20 protein-coding genes and 2 pseudogenes are annotated in these 21,314 nt (G+C 67.1%); 16 read left to right on the top strand and 6 right to left on the bottom strand.

The window, feature by feature from the left end:
* Window positions 1-10 precede the first annotated feature (10 nt).
* Window positions 11-982, bottom strand: a complete 972-nt coding sequence (gene dmeF / locus B7D75_RS18675; protein WP_107114308.1) for a CDF family Co(II)/Ni(II) efflux transporter DmeF — start codon at window positions 980-982, stop codon at window positions 11-13.
* Window positions 983-1,049: 67 nt separating this feature from the next.
* On the opposite strand from dmeF, the gene B7D75_RS18670 reads away from it, so the two are divergent.
* From B7D75_RS18670 to hxuC, 5 genes are all read left to right on the top strand, one after another.
* Window positions 1,050-1,325 carry a metal/formaldehyde-sensitive transcriptional repressor gene (locus B7D75_RS18670; RefSeq protein ID WP_003082658.1) on the top strand — a complete coding sequence of 92 codons (276 nt, stop codon included), beginning with the start codon at window positions 1,050-1,052 and terminating at the stop codon, window positions 1,323-1,325.
* Window positions 1,326-1,401: 76 nt separating this feature from the next.
* Window positions 1,402-1,851: a YcgN family cysteine cluster protein gene (locus tag B7D75_RS18665; RefSeq protein ID WP_012076576.1), complete on the top strand. Its 450-nt coding sequence runs from the start codon at window positions 1,402-1,404 to the stop codon at window positions 1,849-1,851.
* Window positions 1,852-2,000: 149 nt separating this feature from the next.
* Window positions 2,001-2,528, top strand: coding sequence for an RNA polymerase sigma factor (locus B7D75_RS18660; RefSeq protein ID WP_012076575.1), 528 nt, complete (start codon window positions 2,001-2,003; stop codon window positions 2,526-2,528).
* Window positions 2,525-3,508 (top strand): FecR family protein, encoded by a 984-nt coding sequence (locus B7D75_RS18655; RefSeq protein ID WP_033998910.1) that lies wholly within the window; start codon window positions 2,525-2,527, stop codon window positions 3,506-3,508. Before B7D75_RS18660 ends, B7D75_RS18655 begins: the two co-directional genes overlap by 4 nt.
* Window positions 3,509-3,633: 125 nt before the next feature.
* A complete protein-coding gene (gene hxuC, locus B7D75_RS18650) occupies window positions 3,634-6,189 on the top strand; it encodes a heme receptor HxuC (protein ID WP_107114307.1) in 2,556 nt (851 codons plus the stop codon).
* Window positions 6,190-6,195: 6 nt separating this feature from the next.
* Here the strand turns inward: hxuC and lepB are convergent, their stop codons facing one another.
* Window positions 6,196-6,735 carry a signal peptidase I gene (gene lepB, locus B7D75_RS18645; protein WP_003150053.1) on the bottom strand — a complete coding sequence of 180 codons (540 nt, stop codon included), beginning with the start codon at window positions 6,733-6,735 and terminating at the stop codon, window positions 6,196-6,198.
* A gap of 77 nt (window positions 6,736-6,812) precedes the next feature.
* The gene (locus B7D75_RS18640) at window positions 6,813-8,864 is read right to left on the bottom strand and encodes a S9 family peptidase (protein WP_053814243.1); all 2,052 of its coding nucleotides are present in this window, start codon (window positions 8,862-8,864) and stop codon (window positions 6,813-6,815) included.
* Window positions 8,865-9,012: 148 nt separating this feature from the next.
* On the opposite strand from B7D75_RS18640, the gene B7D75_RS18635 reads away from it, so the two are divergent.
* The 4 genes from B7D75_RS18635 to B7D75_RS18620 all read left to right on the top strand — a co-directional run bounded on the left by B7D75_RS18635 (window position 9,013) and on the right by B7D75_RS18620 (window position 11,339).
* Window positions 9,013-9,486, top strand: a complete 474-nt coding sequence (locus tag B7D75_RS18635) for a hypothetical protein (RefSeq protein ID WP_003086834.1) — start codon at window positions 9,013-9,015, stop codon at window positions 9,484-9,486.
* 63 nt (window positions 9,487-9,549) lie between these two features.
* On the top strand, window positions 9,550-10,011 hold the full coding sequence (locus B7D75_RS18630; RefSeq protein WP_023442806.1) for an HIT family protein: 462 nt from the start codon (window positions 9,550-9,552) through the stop codon (window positions 10,009-10,011).
* A gap of 3 nt (window positions 10,012-10,014) precedes the next feature.
* Entirely contained in the window at window positions 10,015-10,788 is a 774-nt protein-coding gene (locus tag B7D75_RS18625; protein WP_003150059.1) for a class II glutamine amidotransferase, read from the top strand.
* 26 nt (window positions 10,789-10,814) lie between these two features.
* Window positions 10,815-11,339, top strand: a complete 525-nt coding sequence (locus tag B7D75_RS18620) for a DUF2937 family protein (RefSeq protein ID WP_043099997.1) — start codon at window positions 10,815-10,817, stop codon at window positions 11,337-11,339.
* A 12-nt stretch (window positions 11,340-11,351) separates the two neighbouring features.
* Here B7D75_RS18620 and B7D75_RS18615 read toward each other — a convergent pair whose 3' ends face one another.
* Complete coding sequence (locus B7D75_RS18615) at window positions 11,352-12,212, bottom strand: LysR substrate-binding domain-containing protein (protein ID WP_053817476.1); 861 nt, start codon at window positions 12,210-12,212, stop codon at window positions 11,352-11,354.
* A 168-nt stretch (window positions 12,213-12,380) separates the two neighbouring features.
* Between B7D75_RS18615 and phnW the strand changes: the two genes are divergently transcribed.
* Window positions 12,381-13,496 (top strand): 2-aminoethylphosphonate--pyruvate transaminase, encoded by a 1,116-nt coding sequence (gene phnW / locus B7D75_RS18610; RefSeq protein WP_003150064.1) that lies wholly within the window; start codon window positions 12,381-12,383, stop codon window positions 13,494-13,496.
* Between the two features lie 36 nt (window positions 13,497-13,532).
* Window positions 13,533-14,360, top strand: coding sequence for a phosphonoacetaldehyde hydrolase (gene phnX, locus B7D75_RS18605; RefSeq protein WP_003150065.1), 828 nt, complete (start codon window positions 13,533-13,535; stop codon window positions 14,358-14,360).
* Between the two features lie 50 nt (window positions 14,361-14,410).
* Here the strand turns inward: phnX and B7D75_RS18600 are convergent.
* Window positions 14,411-14,704: pseudogene (locus B7D75_RS18600) on the bottom strand (LysR substrate-binding domain-containing protein); the annotation flags it as partial.
* On the opposite strand from B7D75_RS18600, the pseudogene B7D75_RS18595 reads away from it, so the two are divergent.
* A pseudogene (locus tag B7D75_RS18595) lies at window positions 14,690-14,986 on the top strand (MFS transporter); the annotation flags it as partial. The pseudogenes B7D75_RS18600 and B7D75_RS18595 sit on opposite strands and share 15 nt — an antisense overlap.
* A gap of 14 nt (window positions 14,987-15,000) precedes the next feature.
* Window positions 15,001-15,387 (top strand): DUF4440 domain-containing protein, encoded by a 387-nt coding sequence (locus B7D75_RS18590; protein ID WP_003150071.1) that lies wholly within the window; start codon window positions 15,001-15,003, stop codon window positions 15,385-15,387.
* A gap of 7 nt (window positions 15,388-15,394) precedes the next feature.
* On the opposite strand, the gene B7D75_RS18585 is transcribed toward B7D75_RS18590, so the two are convergent.
* Window positions 15,395-16,009: a TetR/AcrR family transcriptional regulator gene (locus tag B7D75_RS18585; RefSeq protein WP_107114306.1), complete on the bottom strand. Its 615-nt coding sequence runs from the start codon at window positions 16,007-16,009 to the stop codon at window positions 15,395-15,397.
* A 157-nt stretch (window positions 16,010-16,166) separates the two neighbouring features.
* On the opposite strand from B7D75_RS18585, the gene B7D75_RS18580 reads away from it, so the two are divergent.
* The 3 genes from B7D75_RS18580 (at window position 16,167) to cyoB (ending at window position 21,312) form a co-directional block, all read left to right on the top strand.
* On the top strand, window positions 16,167-17,708 hold the full coding sequence (locus tag B7D75_RS18580) for an MFS transporter (RefSeq protein ID WP_107114305.1): 1,542 nt from the start codon (window positions 16,167-16,169) through the stop codon (window positions 17,706-17,708).
* Between the two features lie 625 nt (window positions 17,709-18,333).
* Window positions 18,334-19,329, top strand: a complete 996-nt coding sequence (gene cyoA, locus B7D75_RS18570; protein ID WP_034079969.1) for a ubiquinol oxidase subunit II — start codon at window positions 18,334-18,336, stop codon at window positions 19,327-19,329.
* Window positions 19,330-19,335: 6 nt separating this feature from the next.
* Window positions 19,336-21,312: a cytochrome o ubiquinol oxidase subunit I gene (gene cyoB, locus B7D75_RS18565; RefSeq protein ID WP_012076562.1), complete on the top strand. Its 1,977-nt coding sequence runs from the start codon at window positions 19,336-19,338 to the stop codon at window positions 21,310-21,312.
* The last annotated feature ends 2 nt before the right edge of the window (window positions 21,313-21,314 follow it).

Here is a 21,314-nt window from a genome sequence, read left to right as displayed (position 1 = left end):
CCACTCGGGTTCAGGCGGCCGCTGCCGGGAGCAGGGGATTCACCTCCACGGTGATGTGCACCAGTTCCTCGTGTTCGGCCAGGCGCCGTTTGAAGTAATCGGCGCTGCCTTCCGCGGTGGTCAGCAGGCTCAGCAGGCAGGCGTACTTGCCCTGGCCGACCTGCCACAGGTGCAGGTCGAGCAATTCCGCCGGCAGCGGGCTGCTGGCGATCGCCGCGCGGATTTCAGCGGCCACCGGCGCGTCCATCTGCGCATCCAGCAATATCCGGCCGCTCTGGCGGATCAGGCCGCAGGCCCAGACACTGACCAGCACCGCACCGACGATACCCATCAATGGGTCCAGCCAGACTGCGTTCCACAGCAGGCCGCCGGCCAGCGCGACGATCGCCAGCAGCGAGGTGGCGGCGTCCGCCAGCACATGCAGGTAGGCGGCGCGCAGGTTCAGGTCGTGCCCGTGCGCATGATGGTCGTGGTCGTGGTCGTGGTCGTGGTCGTGGGCATGATGCGCATGGCCATGGTGGGCATGGCCGTCGCGCAACAGCCAGGCGCAGGCGAGGTTCACCAGCAGGCCGAGCGCGGCGACCAGCATCGCCTGTTCATAGTGGATGGGCGTCGGCGCGAGCAGGCGTTCGGCCGACTGGTAGAGCATCAGTCCGGCGACCAGCAGAAGCAGCAGGGCGCTGGTGTAGCTGCCGAGCACCTCGATCTTCCAGGTACCGAAGCTGAAGCGCGGGTCGTTGGCGTAGCGCCGCGCGGCGCCGTAGGCGAGCACCGCCAGACCCAGGGCCAGGGCATGGGAGCTCATGTGCCAGCCGTCGGCGAGCAGGGCCATGGAGTTGAACAGCCAGCCGCCGGCGATCTCCGCGACCATCATGCTGGCAGTGAGCAGCACCGCCCAGCGCGTATTGCGCTCGGCCAGCGGGTTGCCCCGGTCGAACCGATGGGAATGGCGCAGAGGCTGGGTAGTCGGGGTGCCGGGCATTTGCTACTGTCCTGTCGAGACGTCGAAAATATACTATACCCCAGTATAGTACCTTAAGGAGAAAGCGGTGGCCCATACCATCCATGGGAAGAAGAAGCTCCTGGCGCGGGTGCGCCGGATCGCCGGGCAGACCCGGGCGCTGGAACAGGCGCTGGAAGAGGGCAGCGAATGCGCGGCGGTGCTGCAACAGATCGCGGCGATCCGCGGCGCGGTGAACGGCCTGATGAACGAAGTGCTGGAGGGGCACATCCGCGAACACCTCGGCGCCGAGCAGGCGAGCGCGGAACAGCGCCGCGAGGACCTGGAACTGGTGGTGACCGCCTTGCGTTCCTACCTCAAGTAGCCACGCGGCGGCCGGCGCTTGGCCTGGGAGAGACGGGGGTCTAGACTATCGCGCCTTTTCACCTGCCCCCGATGCCATGGCCGCCAAAGTCGAACCCTTCTGGAAACGCAAGACCCTCGCCCAACTCGACCAGGACGAGTGGGAGTCGCTGTGCGACGGTTGCGGCCTGTGCTGCCTGCAGAAACTCGAGGACGAGGACGACGGCAGCGTCTACTACACGCGCATCGCCTGCAAGCTGCTCGACCTGCAGACCTGCCGCTGCACCAACTACGCCGAGCGCATCCGCTTCGTCCCCGACTGCATCCAGCTCACCCCGGCCCAGGCCGACGAGTTCCAGTGGCTGCCACCGACCTGCGGCTATCGCCTGGTGGCCGAGGGCCGGGACCTGCCGCTCTGGCACCACCTGGTCTGCGGTGATCCGGAACAGGTGCACAAGGAGCGCATTTCCCAGTCCGGCCGCATGCTCAGCGAAAGCCAGGTGGCCGAGGACGACTGGGAGGACTACCTGATCTTCCGCGCCGGCTGAGCCACGTCCGTCCCTCCTCCTTACCTTTATGAAATGATATGTATTATCATTCGCATATTTGCGAAGGGACTTCCGTATCCGACGGAAGCGGGGAGGCGAGGTGTTGCAGCGGGTCAACGGCGCGGGGGGCGCCGCCGGGGGAGGCACGGATGGATGAGCGTTTCCGTGGTTCCGTCTCGCATGCCTATCAGGCGTTCCATGGCGAGTTGCTGCGCTTCCTGCGCAGGCACCTGGGCAGCTCGGCGGACGCCGCCGACCTGGCCCAGGATACCTTCGCCCAGTGGTTGAAGTGGCCGGGCCGGCAGTCGGTCGAACAGCCGCGCGCCTTCCTGTTCCAGATCGCCCGCAATCTCCTGCGCGATCACTGGCGCCGGCAGCAGAGCCGTGGCCAGGACCTCGAACGGCCGGCGGCTGACGACGAGCGTGCCGTGCCGGAGGCCGAGGTGGCCGGGCCGGGCGAGCGCTTCGAACACCAGCAGCGCCTCAGCCACCTCGCGGCGGCACTGGCCGACCTGCCGCCGCGCCGCCGCGAGGCGTTCGTCCTGCACAAGTTCGATGGCCTGTCCCAGGCCGAAGTGGCCGCGCGCATGGGAATTTCCCTGAGCATGGTGGAAAAGCACATCGCCAGCGCCCTGCTGCACTGCAAGCGGCGCCTCGGCCAGGGAGGCGAAGGATGAAACCGACGGAGCGGGTGGAGCCGCTGTTCGGCGAGGAAGCCGAACTGGACATCGACCAGCGCGCCGCGTACTGGTTCAGCCGCCGCCGTTCCGCGCATTTCAGCGCCGCCTGCCGGCTGGAGCTGGATGCCTGGCTGCGCGCCGATCCGCGCCATCGCGAAGCGCTCGACGGCATGGAGCGGCTCTGGCGCGAATTCGATGGGTTGCCGCGCCCCGCGCTCGACGGGGTATCCGCGCAGGCTTCCGCCTGGCGCCTGCCGCGGGCGCTGGCGGCGGTCTTCTTCGTGTTCTGCGCGGCACTGGTCGGCGTGCTGTTCTGGCGCGACCAGATGCTCGGACCGAACCTGGCCTACAGCACGGCGCCCGGCGAGCAGCGCGAAGTGCTGCTGGCAGACGGCTCGCGGCTGTTCCTCGATGTCGATACCCAGGTCCAGGTGCGCTACGCCGAGCATACCCGCGACGTGCTGCTGAAGAGGGGCGAGGCGTTCTTCATGGTCAGCCACGATCCGAGCCGGCCGTTCCGGGTCGCCAGCGGCGACAGCCGGGTCACCGTGCTCGGCACCCAGTTCAGCGTGCGGCGCGACGCGCAGGCCTTCACGGTGGCGGTCAAGCAGGGGCGGGTGGCGTTGCGGCCGTCGCTGGAAAAGGACGGCGAACAGGTGCTGCTGGCCGGCGACAGCGCCCGCCTGGACCTCGCCGACCAGCGCCTGCGGCTTGGCCACGTGGCGCCGGAACAGGTCGCCAGCTGGCGCGACGGGCAACTGGTGTTCCGCGACAAACCACTGGGCGAACTGGTGGCGGAACTGTCGCGCTACCGGCTTGCGCCGATCCGCCTGGTGGACGCCGGCCTGGCCGGCAAGCGCGTCTCCGGCAGCGTGCGCATCGCCCGTCCGGACGACTTCCTCCTGGCCCTGCCGGCGCTGCTGCCGGTGCGCGTGCAGGCGCAGGCCGACGGCGAGGTGCTGATCCTGGCGCGCTGAGCCGCGCCGGTGTCATTAATGAAAATATTTTTCATTCGCATATGCGGGTTTTTCTCCCTCTCGCGTCTTCTCTGCTGTCCGTCGCCGCTGCCGGCGATTTCCAGCAGTCACTTGGGAGTTCCAGCATGACCTTGCCTTTCACCCGCGCCGCCTGGCGTCCGCTGTGTTCCGCCGCCGTGCTCGGCGCCGCGTTGTGGGCCGCCGGCGCCAGTGCCGCCGAACGACGCTTCGACCTGCCGGCGCAGCCGCTGGCCGCCGCGTTGACGCGCCTGGCGCAGCAGGCGCAGGTCCAGGTGCTGTTCGACGAGTCGCTCCTGCGCGGCCTGCGGGCACCGGCACTGAGCGGCAGCTACGCGGTGCGCGAGGCGCTGGAACGGCTGCTGGCCGGTTCCGATCTGGAACTGGTGGAGGCGGGGGGCGGCTACGTGGTGCGCCGGCGCCAGGTCGATGCCTACAGCGACAACGCCCTGCAACTGGACGCGCAGACCATCGTCGGCAACGGTCGCGAGGTGGATGCCAGCAACGTCGGGCGTTCCACCCTGACCCGGCGCGATATCGAGCGGCAGCAGGCGGACAACATCCCCAGCCTGTTGCAGACTCTGCCCGGGGTGACCATGGGCGGCTCGCCCAAGCCGGGCGGGCAGACCACCAACATCTGGGGCCTGGGCGACGCCGAGGATGTGCCCTACACCCTGGACGGCGCGCAGAAGAGCGGCTTCGAACGCTACCAGCAGGGCACGGTGTTCATCGAGCCGGAAATGATCAAGCGCATCGAGGTGGAGAAGGGGCCGCACTCGGTGTTCACCGGCAACGGCGGCTTCGGCGGCACCGTGCACATGGAGACCAAGGACGCCCCGGACCTGCTGCGCGAAGACCGCGACGTCGGCGCCATGCTCAAGTACGGCTACCACTCCAACGACCAGCAGAAGATCTATTCCGGCGCCGTGTTCGGCCGCAGCCAGGACCGCCGCGTCGATGCCCTGGTCTACCTCAACGGCCGCGACGGGCGCGACATGAAGCTGGCCGATAACCTGCCGTTGTCGCCGAAGGACTATCCGGTCAATCCCCAGCGCCTGCCCAACAGCGCCCAGGACGAGAAGACCGGCCTGTTCAAGCTCAACCTGCACCCCACCGAGGAGCACGACCTGGGCTTCACCTACCTGCGCTCGAAAAGCTCGCGCTGGACGCCGTTCTCCGCCAGCAGCTATCCGACTCCGCCGAGCCAGTGGACCATCAACCGCTACGGCTACGAGCTGGGCCTGACCCGCCTGCTGGCCCACCGCGACACCACCGACACCACCTGGACCGGCAAGTACAACTACCATCCGCTGGACAATCCCTGGATCGACCTGCAACTGAGCTATTCCGACGCCCGCACCGAGCAGCTCGACCGTCGCGAGGACAGCGCCTTCTACCAGCTCGCCACCGGCGGCCAGCGGATGCGCACCGAGTACCGGGACAAGGTGCTGGAACTGCGCAACACCAGCCGATTCGATACCGCAGCGCTACAGCACGAGCTGACCCTGGGCGCGGTGCTGCACAAGCACAAGCGCGACATCCTCATGCACATGCCGGGCAAGACCTACGACACCCCGCGCTACAACTACGGCTGGCTGCAACCGGCATTCATGCCGGCCGGCAAGCAGGACACGCAGAGCTTCTACATCCAGGATGCGATCACCTACGGCAGCCTGACCATCACTCCGTCGATGCGCTTCGACAGCGTGCGCAACGACGGCCAGGCCAACCTGGCGCCGATCTACCACAATCCCAGCCTCGGCCATGACTATCGCGCCCAGACCTACTCCGGCTGGTCGCCGCGGCTGTCGGTGTTCTGGACCGCGACGCCGAACCTGGCGTTCTTCGCCGACTACACCCAGACCTGGCGAGCGCCGGTGATCGACGAGCAGTACGAAGTGCAGAACAGTTCGACCATCGGCGGCAGCAGCCGCGACCTGGACGCCGAGCGCATCCACGCGATCCGCGGCGGCAGCGTGATCAACCTGCCGGACCTGCTGGTGGCCGGCGACAGCCTGCAGATCCGTACCACCTTGTTCCAGAACCGCATCAAGGACGAGATCTTCCGTACCCGCAGCGTCGGCTGCCGCCAACAGTCGATCGACAACGGCAGTATCGGCGGCAGTTGCGGCGACCTGCTGCCGCTGAGCAACTACCGCAACCTGCCGGGCCTGACCATCAAGGGCTTCGAGATCGAGAGCTTCTACGACAGCCAGCGGGTGTTCGGCAGCCTGTCCTACTCGTGGATGACCGGCAAGCACGATGGCGCCTACAGCAACCCCTGGGGACCGAACGTGTGGGCGCGCGACATCCCGCCGCCGAAGTGGGTGGCCATGCTCGGCCTGAAGGTTCCGGAATGGGACGCCAGGCTCGGCTGGCAGGGCGAGTTCGTGCGCAAGACCGACCGCCTGCCCAGCGATCGCTACAGCGGCGGGATGGGTGCCGGTTTCGGCGATATCTACTGGGATCACGCGGCCAACGACAGCTACGACACCCATCGGCTGTTCGCCGAGTGGGTCCCGGCCAAGCTGGGCCTGAAGGACACCCGCATCGACTTCACCGTGGACAACCTGTTCAACCGTTCCTACCGCCAGCCGCTGGGCGGCGACCTGGTCTACAGCCAGGGACGCAACGCCAAGATCAGCGTCACCCAGTTCTTCTGAGGGGCGTCAGCGCACCGAGCCGATGCGCCGGGTGTCCTCGGCATACCAGACGACGAACACCCGGCCGACCAGGTCGGCGCGCGGTACGTAGCCCCAGTAGCGGCTGTCGTTGGAGTTGTCGCGGTTGTCGCCGAGCATGAAGTAGTGGCCGGCGGGGACGCTCCGCTCGGCCATGCGCAGGGAGTCCGGCTGGCGCAGCGCCTGCTGCGCCAGGTAGGGCTCGGTCACCGGGCGGTCATTGACGTAGAGCCGGCCGCCATCGATTCGCACGCGATCGCCGGGTATTCCGGCGATGCGCTTCACATAGGCGATGCTGCGCTGCGGCGGGAAGCGGAACACCACCAGGTCGCCGACCTGCGGTTCGGCGAAGGCGTAGCGCGCGGCGTTGGCGAGGATGAAGTCGCCTTGTTGCAAGGTCGGTTCCATCGAGCGTGAAGGGATCTTGTACAGCGCCACGCCGAGGATCCGCGCGCGCGGGTCGAGACTGGCGGTGCCGAACGGATTCGCCAGGTAGACGGCCAGCATGATCGCGGCGAGCAGGCCCATGGCGGACCAGAAGCGTCGTTTCACGAAGGTTCCCTTTTTCGTGGCGGATGGCCAGCGCCGCCGGCCCCCCACGGTCGTCATACCAGGCCGAGAACCTTGAGCAGGAAGGCGTATTCCAGCGCCACGTCCTTCAGCCCCTGGTAGCGGCCGCTCATGCCGCCGTGGCCGGCGCCGAGATCGGTCTTGAGCAGCAGCAGGTTGGCGTCGGTCCTGGTCGCCCGCAGCTTCGCCACCCACTTGGCGGCCTCCCAGTACTGCACGCGGCTGTCGTTGTAGCCGGCGACCACCAGCAGGTGCGGGTAGTCCTGGGCGCTGACGTTCTCGTAGGGCGCGTAGGCGGCGATCCGCGCATGCACCTCGGGCTCCTGCGGGTTGCCCCACTCGTCGTACTCGGTGACGGTCAGCGGCAGGTCCGGATTGAGCATGCTGTTCAGCACGTCGACGAACGGCACCTCGGCGATGGCCGCGCCGAACAGGTGCGGACGCTGGTTGAGCACCGCGCCGATCAGCAGCCCGCCGGCGCTGCCGCCGCTGATGGCGAGGCCCGCGGGACGGCAGTAGCCCTCGGCGAGCAGGTGCTCGGCGCAGGCGATGAAGTCGTCGAAGCTGTTCTGCTTGTGTTCCAGCTTGCCGGCGCGGTACCAGGCTTCGCCCAGTTCGCCGCCGCCACGGACATGGGCGATGGCGAAGACGAAGCCGCGCTCCAGCAGGCTCAGGCGGGCGTGGGAGAACCAGGGATCGAGGCTATGTCCGTAGGCGCCGTAGCCATAGAGATAGAGCGGCGCGGGGCGTCCGGCGGCGATGCCGTCGAGGACTTCCTTGCGCGCCACCAGGCTGACCGGCACCTGCGTGCCGTCGCCGCTGCTGGCCCAGATGCGCCGGCTGGCGTAGGCGTCGGCGTCGAAGGGGCCTTCCACCGGGGTCTGCTTGAGGACGCTCTGCGTGCCATCGGCGAGGTTCAACTGGCGTATCTGCGCCGGACGGTTCAGCGCCTCGTAGCGCAGGCGCACGCAGGGGCTGTCGAATTCCAGGCTGTCCTGCACGTAGAGGCTGTAGGCGGCGTCCGGCAACTGCACGCGGTAGGCCGGCAGGCCCTGCGGTTGCACCTCGATCACCGGCAGGCCGCCGTCGCGCAGGCCGAGGATCACCGCCTCGGCGTTCAGGCTGACATCTTCCAGGGTCCGCTGCGGGTCGTGGGCCACGCGCAGTTGCCAGTGCTCGCGGGTCGGACGGGCCTCCTCGGCCTGGTAGAGGGCGAAGTTGATCCCCGCCTGGTTGCTGCGGATCAGCCACAGGCCCCGGCCGTCGAGGCGACCGTGGTCGGGGTAGTACTCGTGGCCTTCCTCGCGCGGCGCCAGGCAACGGAAGTCTCCCTGCGGCTGGTCGGCGTCGAGCACCCAGGCCTCGCTGGTGGTCTTGCTGTTGAGCAGGAGGATCAGCTGGCGTTCCGAACTGGAGCGGTAGCAATGCAGGAAGAAGCGTCCGTCGCCTTCCTCGAACACCAGTTCGGCGCCGGCCTCGCCGAGGCGGTGGCGATAGAGCTTGTGCGGACGGTGGGTGTCGTCCAGTTCGCCGAAGAACAGCGTGCGGTTGTCGTTGGCCCAGGTCAGGCTGCCGTCGCAGTCGTCGAAGGGCAGGGCCTGCACCGCGCCGCTGGCGAGATCCTTGACGAACAGGCGGTAGATCTCGTCGCCGCTGGTGTCCAGGCTGTAGGCGAGCAGGCGCTGGTCGGGGCTGATGCTGAAGGCGCCGAGGGAGAGGAAGCCGTCGCCGGCCAACAGGTTGGGATCGAGCAACAGTTGCTCGGCGCTTTCGTCGACCGCCAGGCTGCCGTCCGCCGGACGCGGGCAGCGGTAGTGACGCGGGTATTCGTCGCCGGCGGTGGTGCGCTGGTAGTACAGCCACGGCCCCCAGGGACTGGGCAGCGACAGGTCGGTCTCGCGGATGCGTCCCCTGATCTCCTCGAACAGGGTCTCGCGCAGCGCGGCCTGGTCGGCCAGTTCGGCATCCAGGTAGGCGTTCTCGGCCTTCAGGTAGTCGAGCACCTCCGGGGCGTCGCGCTCCTCCAGCCAGGCGTAGGGGTCGCGTCCGGCGTCGCGGCGGGCGATGGGGGGCTGCGGATGGGGCATCGGGAATCCTCGTCGGCCCGGCCATGCGCGAGGCCGGGAAATCTGAATAAAACTGGCGGCGCGGCGCCCGCCATCGGCGGGTAGGCGCGTCGGCACGCAAAAGCGGCTATCATAAGCCCCCCATCACCGCTATCGCCACGCACGCCGCATGAATGAACAAGACTATCTGATCGCCTGGGGCGCCTACGCCATCGCCGGACTCGGCCTGATGCTGGTGTTCTGGCTGATGACCGGCTGGATGTGGCGCTGGTTGCGCGAGCCCCTGCGGCTGATCGTCTTCATCCTGCTGTTCACGCCGACCCCGGTGGACCCGCAGAACGACCTCTACGCCCCGGCCATCGCCATCACCGCGCTGGACGTCGTGTTCAAGGTCGGCAACAACGCCTGGCGCGCGGTCTCCGACCTGGCCCTGGTGGCGCTGCTGGGTTTCGGCCTGTACCTGCTGATCGCCGCCATCCGCTGGCCGCTGGAGCGGGCCTGGAAGAATCGCCGGCACCCGTCGCAGGACGCCGAGGACGAGCCGACCCTGCGGCAGATGATGCAGCCCGAGTTGATGCCGGACGTCGACACCCGCACCGACGAGCACGGCGACCGGCGCATGCGCATCGAGCCGCGGCTGTAGCCTTTCGCGACGAAATCCATTCTTGCGCTACGCCCGGCAGGCGTTCAGCATGAGTCGAGGCCTATGTCGGGATTTCCCATGGATTGCGTGTTCTGCGCCATAGCGGGTGGCCGCGAGCCGGCGCACAGACTCTTCGAGGACGAGCATTTCATCGTCCTGCTGGACATCTTTCCGCTGCGACCGGCGCACGTGCTGATCGTCGCCCGCGAGCACGCCCCGCACCTGAGCGATCTTTCCGCCGCCGCCCGCGACGCCCTCCCGGCGCTCGCCGAGCGTACCGGCCGCGCGCTGCGCCGGGCCGGCTTCGGCGTGGAGGGCATCAACCTGTTGCTCAACGATGGCGTGGCGGCCAACCAGCACGTGGCGCACCTGCATCTGCACCTGATTCCCCGGCGTCGCGGCGACCTGCCGCGACTGCTCTGGCGCGCCCTGACCCGCTTCCTGCCGATCGGCCGCGCGGGGTTGCAGGCGCGACTGCGCCGGGAAGAACAACTACTACGTACAGCCTTGCTCAGGGAGGTTTGAGCCATGTGTGAACTATTGGGCATGAGCGCCAACGTCCCGACGGACATCGTCTTCAGCTTCACCGGCCTGATGCAGCGCGGCGGCGGCACCGGCCCGCACCGCGACGGCTGGGGCATCGCCTTCTACGAAGGACGCGGCGTGCGGCTTTTCCAGGACCCGCTGGCGAGCGTCGACTCGGAGGTGGCGCGACTGGTGCAGCGCTTCCCGATCAAGAGCGAGACGGTCATCGGGCACATCCGCCAGGCCAACGTCGGCAAGGTCGGGCTGAGCAACACCCATCCGTTCATCCGTGAACTCGGCGGGCGCTACTGGACCTTCGCGCACAATGGCCAACTGGCCGACTTCCAGCCCAAGCCGGGGTTCTACCGCCCGGTCGGCGAGACCGACAGCGAGGCGGCCTTCTGCGACCTGCTCAACCGGGTGCGCCGGGCTTTCCCCGAGCCGGTGCCGGTGGAGGTGCTGTTGCCGGTGCTGATCTCGGCCTGTGACGAATATCGCAAGAAGGGCGTGTTCAACGCGCTGATCAGCGACGGCGACTGGCTGTTCACCTTCTGTTCCAGCAAACTCGCCTACATTACCCGTCGCGCGCCGTTCGGCCCGGCGCGGCTGAAGGATGCCGACCTGATCGTGGACTTCCATGCGGAAACCACGCCGGACGACGTGGTCACGGTGATCGCCACCGAGCCGCTCACCGACAACGAGAACTGGACCCTGCAGCAGAGCGGCGAATGGGTCCTCTGGTGGGGTGGCGAGGTGTTGGCCAAGGGGCGGGTCTGAAGCGCCGCCGCGAACGAGGAGAGCGCATGTTCCGCAGTTACCTGAGACTGGTGCTGTTCACCCTGGGCCTGCTGCTCGGGGTGCAAGTGCCCGGCTTCATCGACGACTACGCCAAGCGCGTCGATGCTCACCGCCTGGAAGCCGCGCAGAACATCCAGGGCTTCCAGCAGACCGCCGGGCAGTTCTTCAACGGCAGCCTGGAGGAACTGGTCAGGCACTACCGCAGCAACAGCGACCCGGTGTTCCAGCGCGACGGCGACAACCTCGACCGCCTGATGCGCCGCGCGCGCATGCTCGACGCCGAGTGGCAGGCCATGCAGGGTCCCTGGTACGCGCGGGCCTGGCACATGCTGCGGGCGCCCAACCATGAGCTGCTGATGGAAACCTATGCCAGCTACAGCTACCAGGTCCTGCTCAAGCCCGAGGTGATCGCCTGGGGCCTGGGCGGCGCGCTGCTGATCGCCTGGATCGCCGAACTGATCGTGTATTCGCTGGGCTCGCTGTTCGGCTTCGGCGAAGACCGCCGCACCCGCGAGCGGCACTGGAGCTGACGAAGCGACGGCTCAGCCCGCCGCCAGTTCCAGGAACGCCTTGATCACCCGCAGGCTGCGGCGTTTCTCCAGGCAGCCGATCAGGTGGCGGTTGGTCAGGTCCGGGCCGATCAGCGGCACCGCCCGTACCCGGGGATCGTTGCCGAGTTCCAGCGAGGACACCACGCCGATCCCCAGCTCGGCGGCCACCGCCTCGGTCACCGCCTCCCGGCTGTCCAGCTCCAGCAGCACCCGCGGCCACACGCCCTGGCTGGCGCAGGCGCGGTCGAAGGTGCGACGGGTGATCGAACCCGGCTCGCGCAGCACCATGATCTGCTGGTCGAGCTCTTCCAGCGGGATGCCTGCGCTGCGTTCGCACCAGGGATGCTGGCGCGGCAACAGGGCGCAGATGCGTGAATTCACCAACTCCTCCAGGAACAGTCCGGGACGCGCCTCGACTTCGGTCAGCACGGCGATGTCGACGTGTTCGCTGAGCAGCGCCGCGAGGGTTTCCTGGGCATTGCCCAGGCGCAGGTTGACGGTGATCCCCGGGTACTGCGCGCGCAGCCGGGCGAGCATCGGCATCACCAGGTGTGGGCCGTCGGCGGCGACCTCGAGGCGCCCGGAGACCAACTGTCGATTGGCGTCGAGCAGGGCCTCGGCTTCCTCCTCCAGGGCGAACAGGGTGCGGGTGATCGCCACCAGCCGCGAGCCTTCCTCGGTCAGTTCGATGCGTCGCGCGGTGCGGCGGAACAGGGTGACCTGGTAATGCTCCTCGAGCGCCTTGACGTGCCCGGTCACTGCCGGCTGGCTGATGCACAGCCGCGCGGCGGCGCGGGTGAAGCTGCCTTCGCGGGCGACGGCGTCGAAGGCGCGGAGCTGGAAGAGGTTCATAGGTATCGGCCTGGCTTATGACTGGCATCGGAACAAACAATTTGAACGATAATAGCCCGGCCGTCACCTTATGTCTCCAGGCTTCCCCGGAACGCCGGCGCGGATCGACCGCCCGGGCCGCGAAGCCCGATCCGGTTTCTTTGGCCGATTCCCGCAGAGGAAATGAGCATGAGCACTGCCGAACGCGCACCCATCCTGCTGACCCCCGGTCCGCTGACCACTTCCTACCGTACCCGCCGGGCGATGATGGTCGACTGGGGCTCCTGGGACAGCGACTTCAACGAACTCACCGCCAGCGTCTGCCAGCGCCTGCTGAAGATCGTCGGCGGCGAAGGCAGCCACACCTGCGTTCCGCTGCAGGGCAGCGGCACCTTCGCCGTGGAAGCGGCGATCGGCACCCTGGTGCCGCGCGACGGCAAGGTCCTGGTACTGATCAATGGCGCCTACGGCAAGCGCCTGGCGAAGATCTGCGAGGTCCTGCAACGCCCCTTCAGCACCTTCGAGACCGAAGAGAACGTGCCGACCACCGCCGCTGACGTCGAGCGCCTGCTCGCCGCCGATCCGGCGATCAGCCATGTGGCGTTGATCCACTGCGAGACCAGCACCGGCATCCTCAATCCGCTGGAGGCCATCGCCAAGGTCGTCGAGCGTCACGGCAAGCGCCTGATCGTCGATGCCATGAGTTCCTTCGGGGCGATCGAGATCGATGCGCGGAAGGTGCCGTTCGACGCCCTGATCGCCGCCTCCGGCAAGTGCCTGGAGGGTGTCCCGGGGATGGGCTTCGTCTTCGCCCGCAACGCCGCTCTGGAAGCCAGCGCCGGCAACTGCCATTCCCTGGCCATGGACCTGCAGGACCAGCACGCCTACATGCGCAAGACCGGGCAGTGGCGCTTCACCCCGCCGACCCACGTGGTCGCCGCCTTGCACGAGGCGCTCAGCCAGTACGAGGAGGAGGGCGGCCTGGCGGCGCGCCAGCGGCGCTACGCGGGCAACTGCGAAACGCTGCTCGGCGAGATGGCCCGGCTCGGTTTCCGCAGCTTCCTGCCGGCGCAGATCCAGGCGCCGATCATCGTCACCTTCCATGCGCCGCGCGATCCACGCTACCGCTTCGCCGACTTCTACCAGCGCGTGCGGGAGAAGGGCTTCATCCTCTATCCGGGCAAGCTGACCCAGGTGGAAACCTTTCGCGTCGGCTGCATCGGCCACGTCGATGCCGCGGAGATGCAGCAGGCGGTCGCCGCCATCGGCGAGGCGCTGCGCGAACTGGAAGTCCTCGAGATCTGAACTGAACGATAACCAGCAGAAAAAGGGTTCACGACAATGAATTACAACCAGCCAGCCACCCTCCAGGCCGCCATCCTCGACTGGGCGGGAACCGTGGTCGATTTCGGTTCGTTCGCCCCGACCCAGATCTTCGTCGAGGCCTTCGCCGAGTTCGGCGTCCAGGTCAGCCTGGAGGAGGCGCGCGGACCGATGGGAATGGGCAAGTGGGACCATATCCGCACCCTCTGCGACATCCCGGCGATCGCCGAGCGCTACCGCGTCGCCTTCGGCCGCCTGCCCACGGATGACGACGTCACGGCCATCTACGAACGCTTCATGCCGCTGCAGATCGAGAAGATCGCCGAACACTCGGCGCTGATCCCCGGCGCCCTGCAGGCGATCGCCGAACTGCGCGGGATGGGTCTGAAGATCGGTTCCTGTTCCGGCTACCCGGCGGTGGTGATGGAGAAGGTGGTGGCCCTGGCCGAGACCAACGGCTACGTCGCCGACCACGTGGTGGCCACCGACGAGGTGCCCAACGGCCGGCCCTGGCCGGCCCAGGCGCTGGCCAACGTGATCGCCCTGGGGATCGACGATGTGGCGGCCTGCGTGAAGGTCGACGACACCTGGCCGGGCATCCTCGAAGGGCGTCGCGCCGGCATGTGGACGGTGGCGCTGACCTGCTCGGGCAATGCCCTGGGCCTCACCTACGAGCAGTACAAGGCGCTGCCGGCGGCGGAACTGGAACGCGAACGCACGCGCATCGAGCAGATGTTCGAAGGTGCGCGCCCGCACTACCTGATCGAGACCATCGCCGAACTGCCGGCCGTGGTCCGTGACATCAATGCGCGCCTGGCGCGCGGCGAGATGCCGCAGGGCAACTGAGCCACGCCTGTGCCGAGGCCGCCGCGGGCAACCGCGGCGGCCTCGGTTTTCTAGCCGCCGACCGGGTGCCCCAGGCGAGCCTTGAGGAAGTCGATGAACGCGTGGACCTTCGACGGCAGGTGGCGGGTCGGCGGATAGACGGCATGCACGCCCTGTAGCGGAAAACCGTGGTCCGCCAGCAGGCGTTGCAGCGCGCCGCTGCGCAAGTCGGCCCGCACCAGCCAGTCCGGCAGCACGGCGATACCCAGCCCGTCGAGGGCGAAGGCGCGCAGGGCCGCGGCGTTGTCAGCCACCAGCATGGCTTGGTGCGCTCCGCGGTAGCTGCGCAGGGCGCCGCCATGGGCTTCGGCGGCAGCCTGTGCAGCAGCGCGGCGCAGAGCATGGCCTTGCTCGACGTCCCGGCGGCGCGCATGGGCCATGCCAGCGCCTTGTGGAATATCAACCGGCAACTGGCGTTCTGCCTGGGCATGGCCGTGCTCGGTGGGTTGCTCAACCTGTTGCAGGCGCGCGCCGACCCCGCGGCCTTCGTGCACTGCTTCCTGTTCGCCGCCGCTCTCACGCTGTTACCCTGCCGTGGGTGAGGCGTATCGACTCCGCCGGGGGGGCGTGCCCTGGTCCAGACCTGAAAGGAGATACCACCATGAACTGCCCCTATCGCCGGGAAATCCACGACGCCCACGTGGCGATCCGCGCCTGGCTGGCCGGCGAGGCCCCCGCCGATGCGCTGGATGCGCTGATGGCGCGTTTCGCCGAGGACTTCTCGATGGTCACGCCGCATGGCGCGGTCCTGGACAAGACTGCGCTGGGCGAGCTGTTCCGCGGCAAGGGCGGCACCCGTCCGGGGCTGCGCATCGAGATCGACGGCGAGAGCCTGCTGGCTTCAGGCGCGGCTGGCGCGACCCTGGTCTATCGGGAAATCCAGTCCGACGCGGCGGGTCGCAGCGAGCGCCTGTCCACCGTAGTGCTGCGCCGTGACGACGAGGGGCGGCTGTACTGGCGTCACCTGCAGGAAACCTTCCGCGGCTGAGCCCGTCTCAGTCGCTGGCGCCGAGCAGGCGCAGGAAGGCATCGGCGAGTTCGTCGGCCAGCGGCTGGGTATCCAGGCGGCCGCCGGCGATGGCGTCGTCGGCGGCGCCATGCAGCCCGGAGTAGAGCAGCAGGGCGTTCAGCCGTGGGTTGCGCAGCGGCCAGGCGCCGGCCGCCGCGCCGTTCTCCAGTAGCTCCGCCAATTGCTCCAGCACGCGGTCGCGCTCCTGGTTGCCACGCTGGTGGTGATGGTGCTCGCTGTAGACCACATCGTGCAGCCGGTAGCCCTCCAGGTAGCCGGCCAGGCCGCTCTCGGTCCAGGCGCGCAGGCGGCCGGGATGGTCGTTCGCCGGACAGGCCTCGACGGCATTGGCGATGCGCTGCTGGAAGGCTTGGGTGAAGCGCTCGCGCAGGGCCAGGAGGATGTCGGTCTTGGCCTGGAAGTAGTGATAGAAGGTGCCCTTGGCGACCCCCGCGGCAGCGACGATGTCGCTGATGGTGGTGGCGTCCACACCCTTGTCGAGGAACAGTTGCTGCGCCGCCGCCATCAGTTCCTCGAGACGAACCTCCGCGGGTTTGGTGCGCGGTTGGCGGGCAGGCTGGTCGGCGTGGCGGTCGGGCATGGAGCGCGGGTCCGGTGGTTGGGTTGGCGGCAGTGTAAAAGAGCGTGGAGGGGAAGACGAGGCATGACAGGAAGATGAGAATGTTTCGCGATATTTATTGACTGACCGTCGGTCAATGGATTATTCCTGGGCCAGCGCCCTCTCATCGGAGTACTCCATGAACCCTTCGCGTCGTGTCGCCCTGGTCGCCGCCATCTACCTGGGAACCTTCATCGCCTCGCTCGACATCAGCATCGTCAACCTCGCCCTGCCGACGCTGCAGCACGCCCTGGATACCGACCTGGCCGGCCTGCAGTGGGTGGTCGACGCCTATGCGCTGTGCCTGAGCGCCTTCATGCTGTCCTCGGGGCCGCTGAGCGACCGCTACGGGCGCAAGCTCACCTGGCTGCTCGGGGTCGGCCTGTTCAGCTTCGGTTCGCTGCTCTGCGCGCTGGCCACCTCGCTGCCGCTGCTGCTGTTCGGCCGCGCGGTCCAGGGCATCGCCGGGGCGCTGCTGATACCCGGCGCGCTGTCGATCCTCACCCAGGCTTTCCACGATCCCGGCCAGCGCGCCCAGGTGATCGGCGGCTGGACCTCCTTCAGCGCGCTGTCGCTGATCCTCGGTCCGCTGCTCGGCGGCCTGCTGGTGGAGCACGCCGGCTGGCAGAGCATCTTCCTGATCAACCTGCCGCTCGGCCTGCTGGCGCTCGCCCTGGGCCTGTGGGGCATTGAGGAAACCGCGCACCCCGAGCACGCCGCCTTCGATCCCCTGGGGCAACTGCTCAGCGTGGTCTGGCTGGGGGCACTGACCTACGCCCTGATCGCCGCGGGGGAGAGCGGCTGGTCGTCTCCCACGGCCTGGCCGGCGCTGCTCCTGGCCGGGGTCGGCCTGCTTGGCTTCCTCTTCGTCGAGCGGCGGACCGCCCGACCGTTGCTGCCCCTGGGGTTGTTCCGCCAGGCACGGTTCGCCGTCTGCAACCTGGCCTCGTTCGTCCTCGGTTTTTCCGGCTACGCCAGCCTGTTCTTCCTCTCCCTGTTCTTTCAGCAGGTGCAGGGTGCCTCGGCGCAGCAGGCCGGCTTCTACCTGGCGCCGCAGTTCCTCGCCATGGGCGCACTGTCCATGCTGTTCGGCCGCTTGCAGCGGCACGTACCGCTGCAGCGCCTGCTGGTGCTGGGCTACCTGGTGATCGGCCTGGCCATGCTGGCGCTGGCCGCTTGCGGTACGGGAACGGCGTATCCCTGGATCGGCCTGTTGCTGGTGGCGCTGGGCCTGGGCATGGGCCTGGCCGTTCCCGGCACCGGTCTGGCGGTCATGGCGAGCGTGGTCCGCGAGCGTTCCGGGATGGCCTCGGCGACCATGAATACCCTGCGCCAGGCCGGCATGGCCGTCGGCATCGCGTTGCTGGGAGCGCTGCTGAGCGGACGGGCGATCGTCGTCCTGAGCGACCGGCTGGAGGGGCTGGGAATTGCCGATGCACAACGGCTCGCCACCCAGGCGGTCACGGCCCATCGCTTGCCTGGTTCCCTGCTGGGGCTCGACGGCGAACTGCCGGCGGCGCTGGCCGAGGGCTTCCGCCTGGCGATGCTGGTGGCTGGAGCCAGCGCGCTGCTGGCCGCCGCGCTGCTCTGGCGCCTGCGCGTTACCGCCGATCCTGAGGCGGATACAGTCGGCGCATCTGGACGAACGGCAGGAGTACAGTGGCGGATCGATAGACGCTGACTCTCGGGTCATGATGATGGCGCGAGGGCGATTTCCTTGCGCTTTGCCCGGCCTGGCGAAGAATATTCGCGTAATCCAACCGGTGTGCTAGGGTATGACCTGCGACAACCTGTCGCAGGCAGGAAAAAACCCTACTTTATCTATGTTTGAGAAAGTCTATTGCAAGATGTGTCATAGGCTCGCCAGCTGAAATGAATTGTAATAACTGACGCTCAGTTTCGGTCCAACGAGCGTCGCGCGAGTGTCTGCTCCGCATCGCGATAAATGGGTTCCTGCCTTGCCTGTTGCACAACAAATAGCCGACCGATAACTGCGACCTGATTCCCCGGCGGGAAGGGCAATCCTTCTCGTCCAGGCATGCACGTGCCTTGGCCGCCCTTGGCCTCTTCCGGCACAGCTTCGTAAACGCTGTTCATCAAGGAACGACTCAGCGCGTGGAACGATTCCGCCACTGGAATCGGGAAGGTCTCCGCTTGCCTTTTCCCGTGTCCGGCCGGCGTGCGTTCCGTACCCCGGCGGCGACTGCATGTCTGGAACTGGCTGATGCCAGCGGTCTCCGCCATACGCCTTGCAAGGAGACATCCATGAGCGACCACTCGCTCCTTCCATCGATTAAGGCCGGAAGATGACCAAAGCAAACCCGTTTGCCGCATTGAAATGGCTTTCCCTGGCGCCCGCGCTGCTGCTCGGCGGCTGCGACATGACCCTGTTCAACCCGAAAGGGCAGGTGGGCATGGACGAGCGCACCCTGATCATTACCGCGACCCTGCTGATGCTGATCGTGGTCATCCCGGTGATCGTGATGACCCTGGCGTTCGCCTGGAAGTACCGCGCCTCGAACACCCAGGCCGAGTACAAGCCGGACTGGCACCACTCCAACCGCATCGAGGCGGTGGTCTGGCTGGTGCCCTGCGTGATCATCGCGATCCTCGGCTGGATCACCTGGGAAAGCACCCACAAGCTCGACCCTTACCGTCCGCTGGATTCCGAGGTCAAGCCGGTCACCATCCAGGCCGTTTCGCTGGACTGGAAATGGTTGTTCATCTACCCCGAACAGGGCATCGCCACGGTCAACGAGATCGCCTTCCCGAAAGACACCCCGGTGAATTTCCAGATCACCTCGGATTCGGTGATGAACTCGTTCTTCATCCCGCAACTGGGCAGCCAGATCTACTCGATGGCCGGGATGATGACCAAGCTGCACCTGATCGCCAACGAAGAAGGCGTGTTCGACGGTATCTCCGCGAACTACAGCGGCGGCGGTTTCTCCGGCATGCGCTTCAAGGCCATCGCCACCTCCGAGCAGGGCTTCCAGGACTGGGTCGCCAAGGTCAGGGCGGCACCGGCCAGCCTGTCGATCGGCACCTATCCGGAACTGGTCAAGCCGAGCGAGAACGTTCCGCCGACCTACTTCTCTTCGGTCAGCCCGGAACTGTTCGGCCACATCCTCACCAAGTACGAGCACCACGGCGACGCCAAGGGTGCCGCGCACGGCGAGCACGCCGGGGCTGAGCACGAAGCCGCCATGACCGGTCACGACATGCAGGACATGGACATGCAAGCCATGCAGGGCATGAAAGACATGAAGGACATGCACATGCAACCGAGTACCCAGGAGTAAGCGCAGATGTTCGGGAAACTGACACTCTCGGCCGTGCCTTACCACGAGCCCATCGTCATGGTCACACTGGCCGTCGTCGCCCTGCTGGGCCTCGGCGTGGTCGGCGCGATCACCTACTACCGCAAGTGGACCTACCTGTGGACCGAGTGGCTGACCTCGGTCGACCACAAGAAGATCGGCGTGATGTACATCGTCGTCGCCCTGGTCATGCTGGTCCGCGGCTTCGCCGACGCGATCATGATGCGCGGCCAGCTGGCCCTGGCCGAAGGCGCCAACCACGGCTACCTGCCGCCGGAGCACTACGACCAGATCTTCACCGCGCATGGCGTGATCATGATCATCTTCATGGCCATGCCGTTCATGACCGGCCTGATGAACCTGGCCGTGCCGCTGCAGATCGGCGCGCGCGACGTGGCGTTCCCCTTCCTCAACTCGCTGAGCTTCTGGCTGCTGGTGGTCAGCGCCATGCTGGTCAACGTGTCGCTGGGCCTGGGCGAGTTCGCCCGTACCGGCTGGGTGGCCTATCCGCCGCTGTCGGAGCTGGCCTATAGCCCCGGGGTAGGGGTGGACTACTACATCTGGGCGCTACAGATATCCGGGATGGGCACGCTGCTCACGGGGATCAACTTCCTGGTCACCGTGTTCAAGATGCGCGCCCCGGGCATGAAGCTGATGCAGATGCCGATCTTCACCTGGACCTGCACCTTCGCCAACATCCTGATCGTCGCCTCGTTCCCGATCCTCACCGCCGCGCTGGGCCTGCTGTCGCTCGACCGCTACCTGGACATGCACTTCTTCACCAACGAGCTCGGCGGCAACGCCATGATGTACATCAACCTCTTCTGGGCCTGGGGCCATCCCGAGGTGTACATCCTGATCCTGCCGGCCTTCGGCATCTTCTCCGAAGTCACCGCGACCTTCGCCGGCAAGCGCATGTTCGGCTACAAGTCGATGGTCTGGGCCAGCGCCGCGATCACCTTCCTCGGCTTCACCGTGTGGCTGCACCACTTCTTCACCATGGGCTCGGGCGGTGACGTCAACGGCTTCTTCGGCGTGGCCACCATGCTGATCTCGATCCCCACCGGGGTGAAGCTGTTCAACTGGCTGTTCACCATCTACAAGGGCCGCCTGCGCTTCAGCACGCCGATCCTGTGGACCCTGGGCTTCATGGTGACCTTCACCATCGGCGGCATGACCGGCGTCCTGCTGGCCATCCCGGGCGCGGACTTCCTGCTGCACAACAGCCTGTTCCTGATCGCCCACTTCCACAACACCATCATCGGCGGCGCGGTGTTCGGCTACCTGGCCGGCTTCGCCTTCTGGTTCCCGAAAGCGTTCGGCTTCACCCTCGACGAGAAGTGGGGCAAGCGTTCCTTCTGGTGCTGGCTGGTGGGCTTCTACATGGCCTTCATGCCGCTCTACATCCTCGGCTTCATGGGCATGACCCGGCGCCTGAACCACTACGACAACCCGCTGTGGAAGCCGTACCTGGTGGTCGCGTTCTTCGGCGCCGTGCTGATCTTCTGCGGCATCGCCAGCCAGTTGATCCAGCTGTTCGTCTCGGTGCGCAACCGCAAGCAACTGGCCGACGCCAGCGGCGACCCGTGGGAAGGCCGCACCCTGGAATGGGCGACTTCCTCGCCGCCGCCGTTCTACAACTTCGCCGAACTGCCGAAGGTGCAGGACGTGGACGCCTTCCACGACATGAAGAAGGCCGGCACCGCCTACCGCAAGCTGCCGGCCTACCAGCCGATCCACATGCCGAAGAACACCGCCGCGGGCTTCTCCATCGCCGTGTTCGCCTTCGTCTTCGGCTTCGCCGCGATCTGGCACATCTGGTGGCTCATGGCGGTCGGCTTCGTCGGCATGATCGGTTCCTTCATCGTGCGCAGCTACAACCAGGACGTCGACTACTACGTCCAGCCCGAAGAGATCGAGAAGATCGAAAGCGCCCGTTTCCAGCAACTCGCCAAGCAGGTCTGAAC

This window comes from Pseudomonas paraeruginosa, from assembly GCF_003025345.2.
In the GTDB taxonomy this organism is placed as follows: domain Bacteria; phylum Pseudomonadota; class Gammaproteobacteria; order Pseudomonadales; family Pseudomonadaceae; genus Pseudomonas; species Pseudomonas paraeruginosa.
Note: the sequence above shows the minus strand (reverse complement) of the source record. Positions and strands in the feature narration are given on the sequence as shown.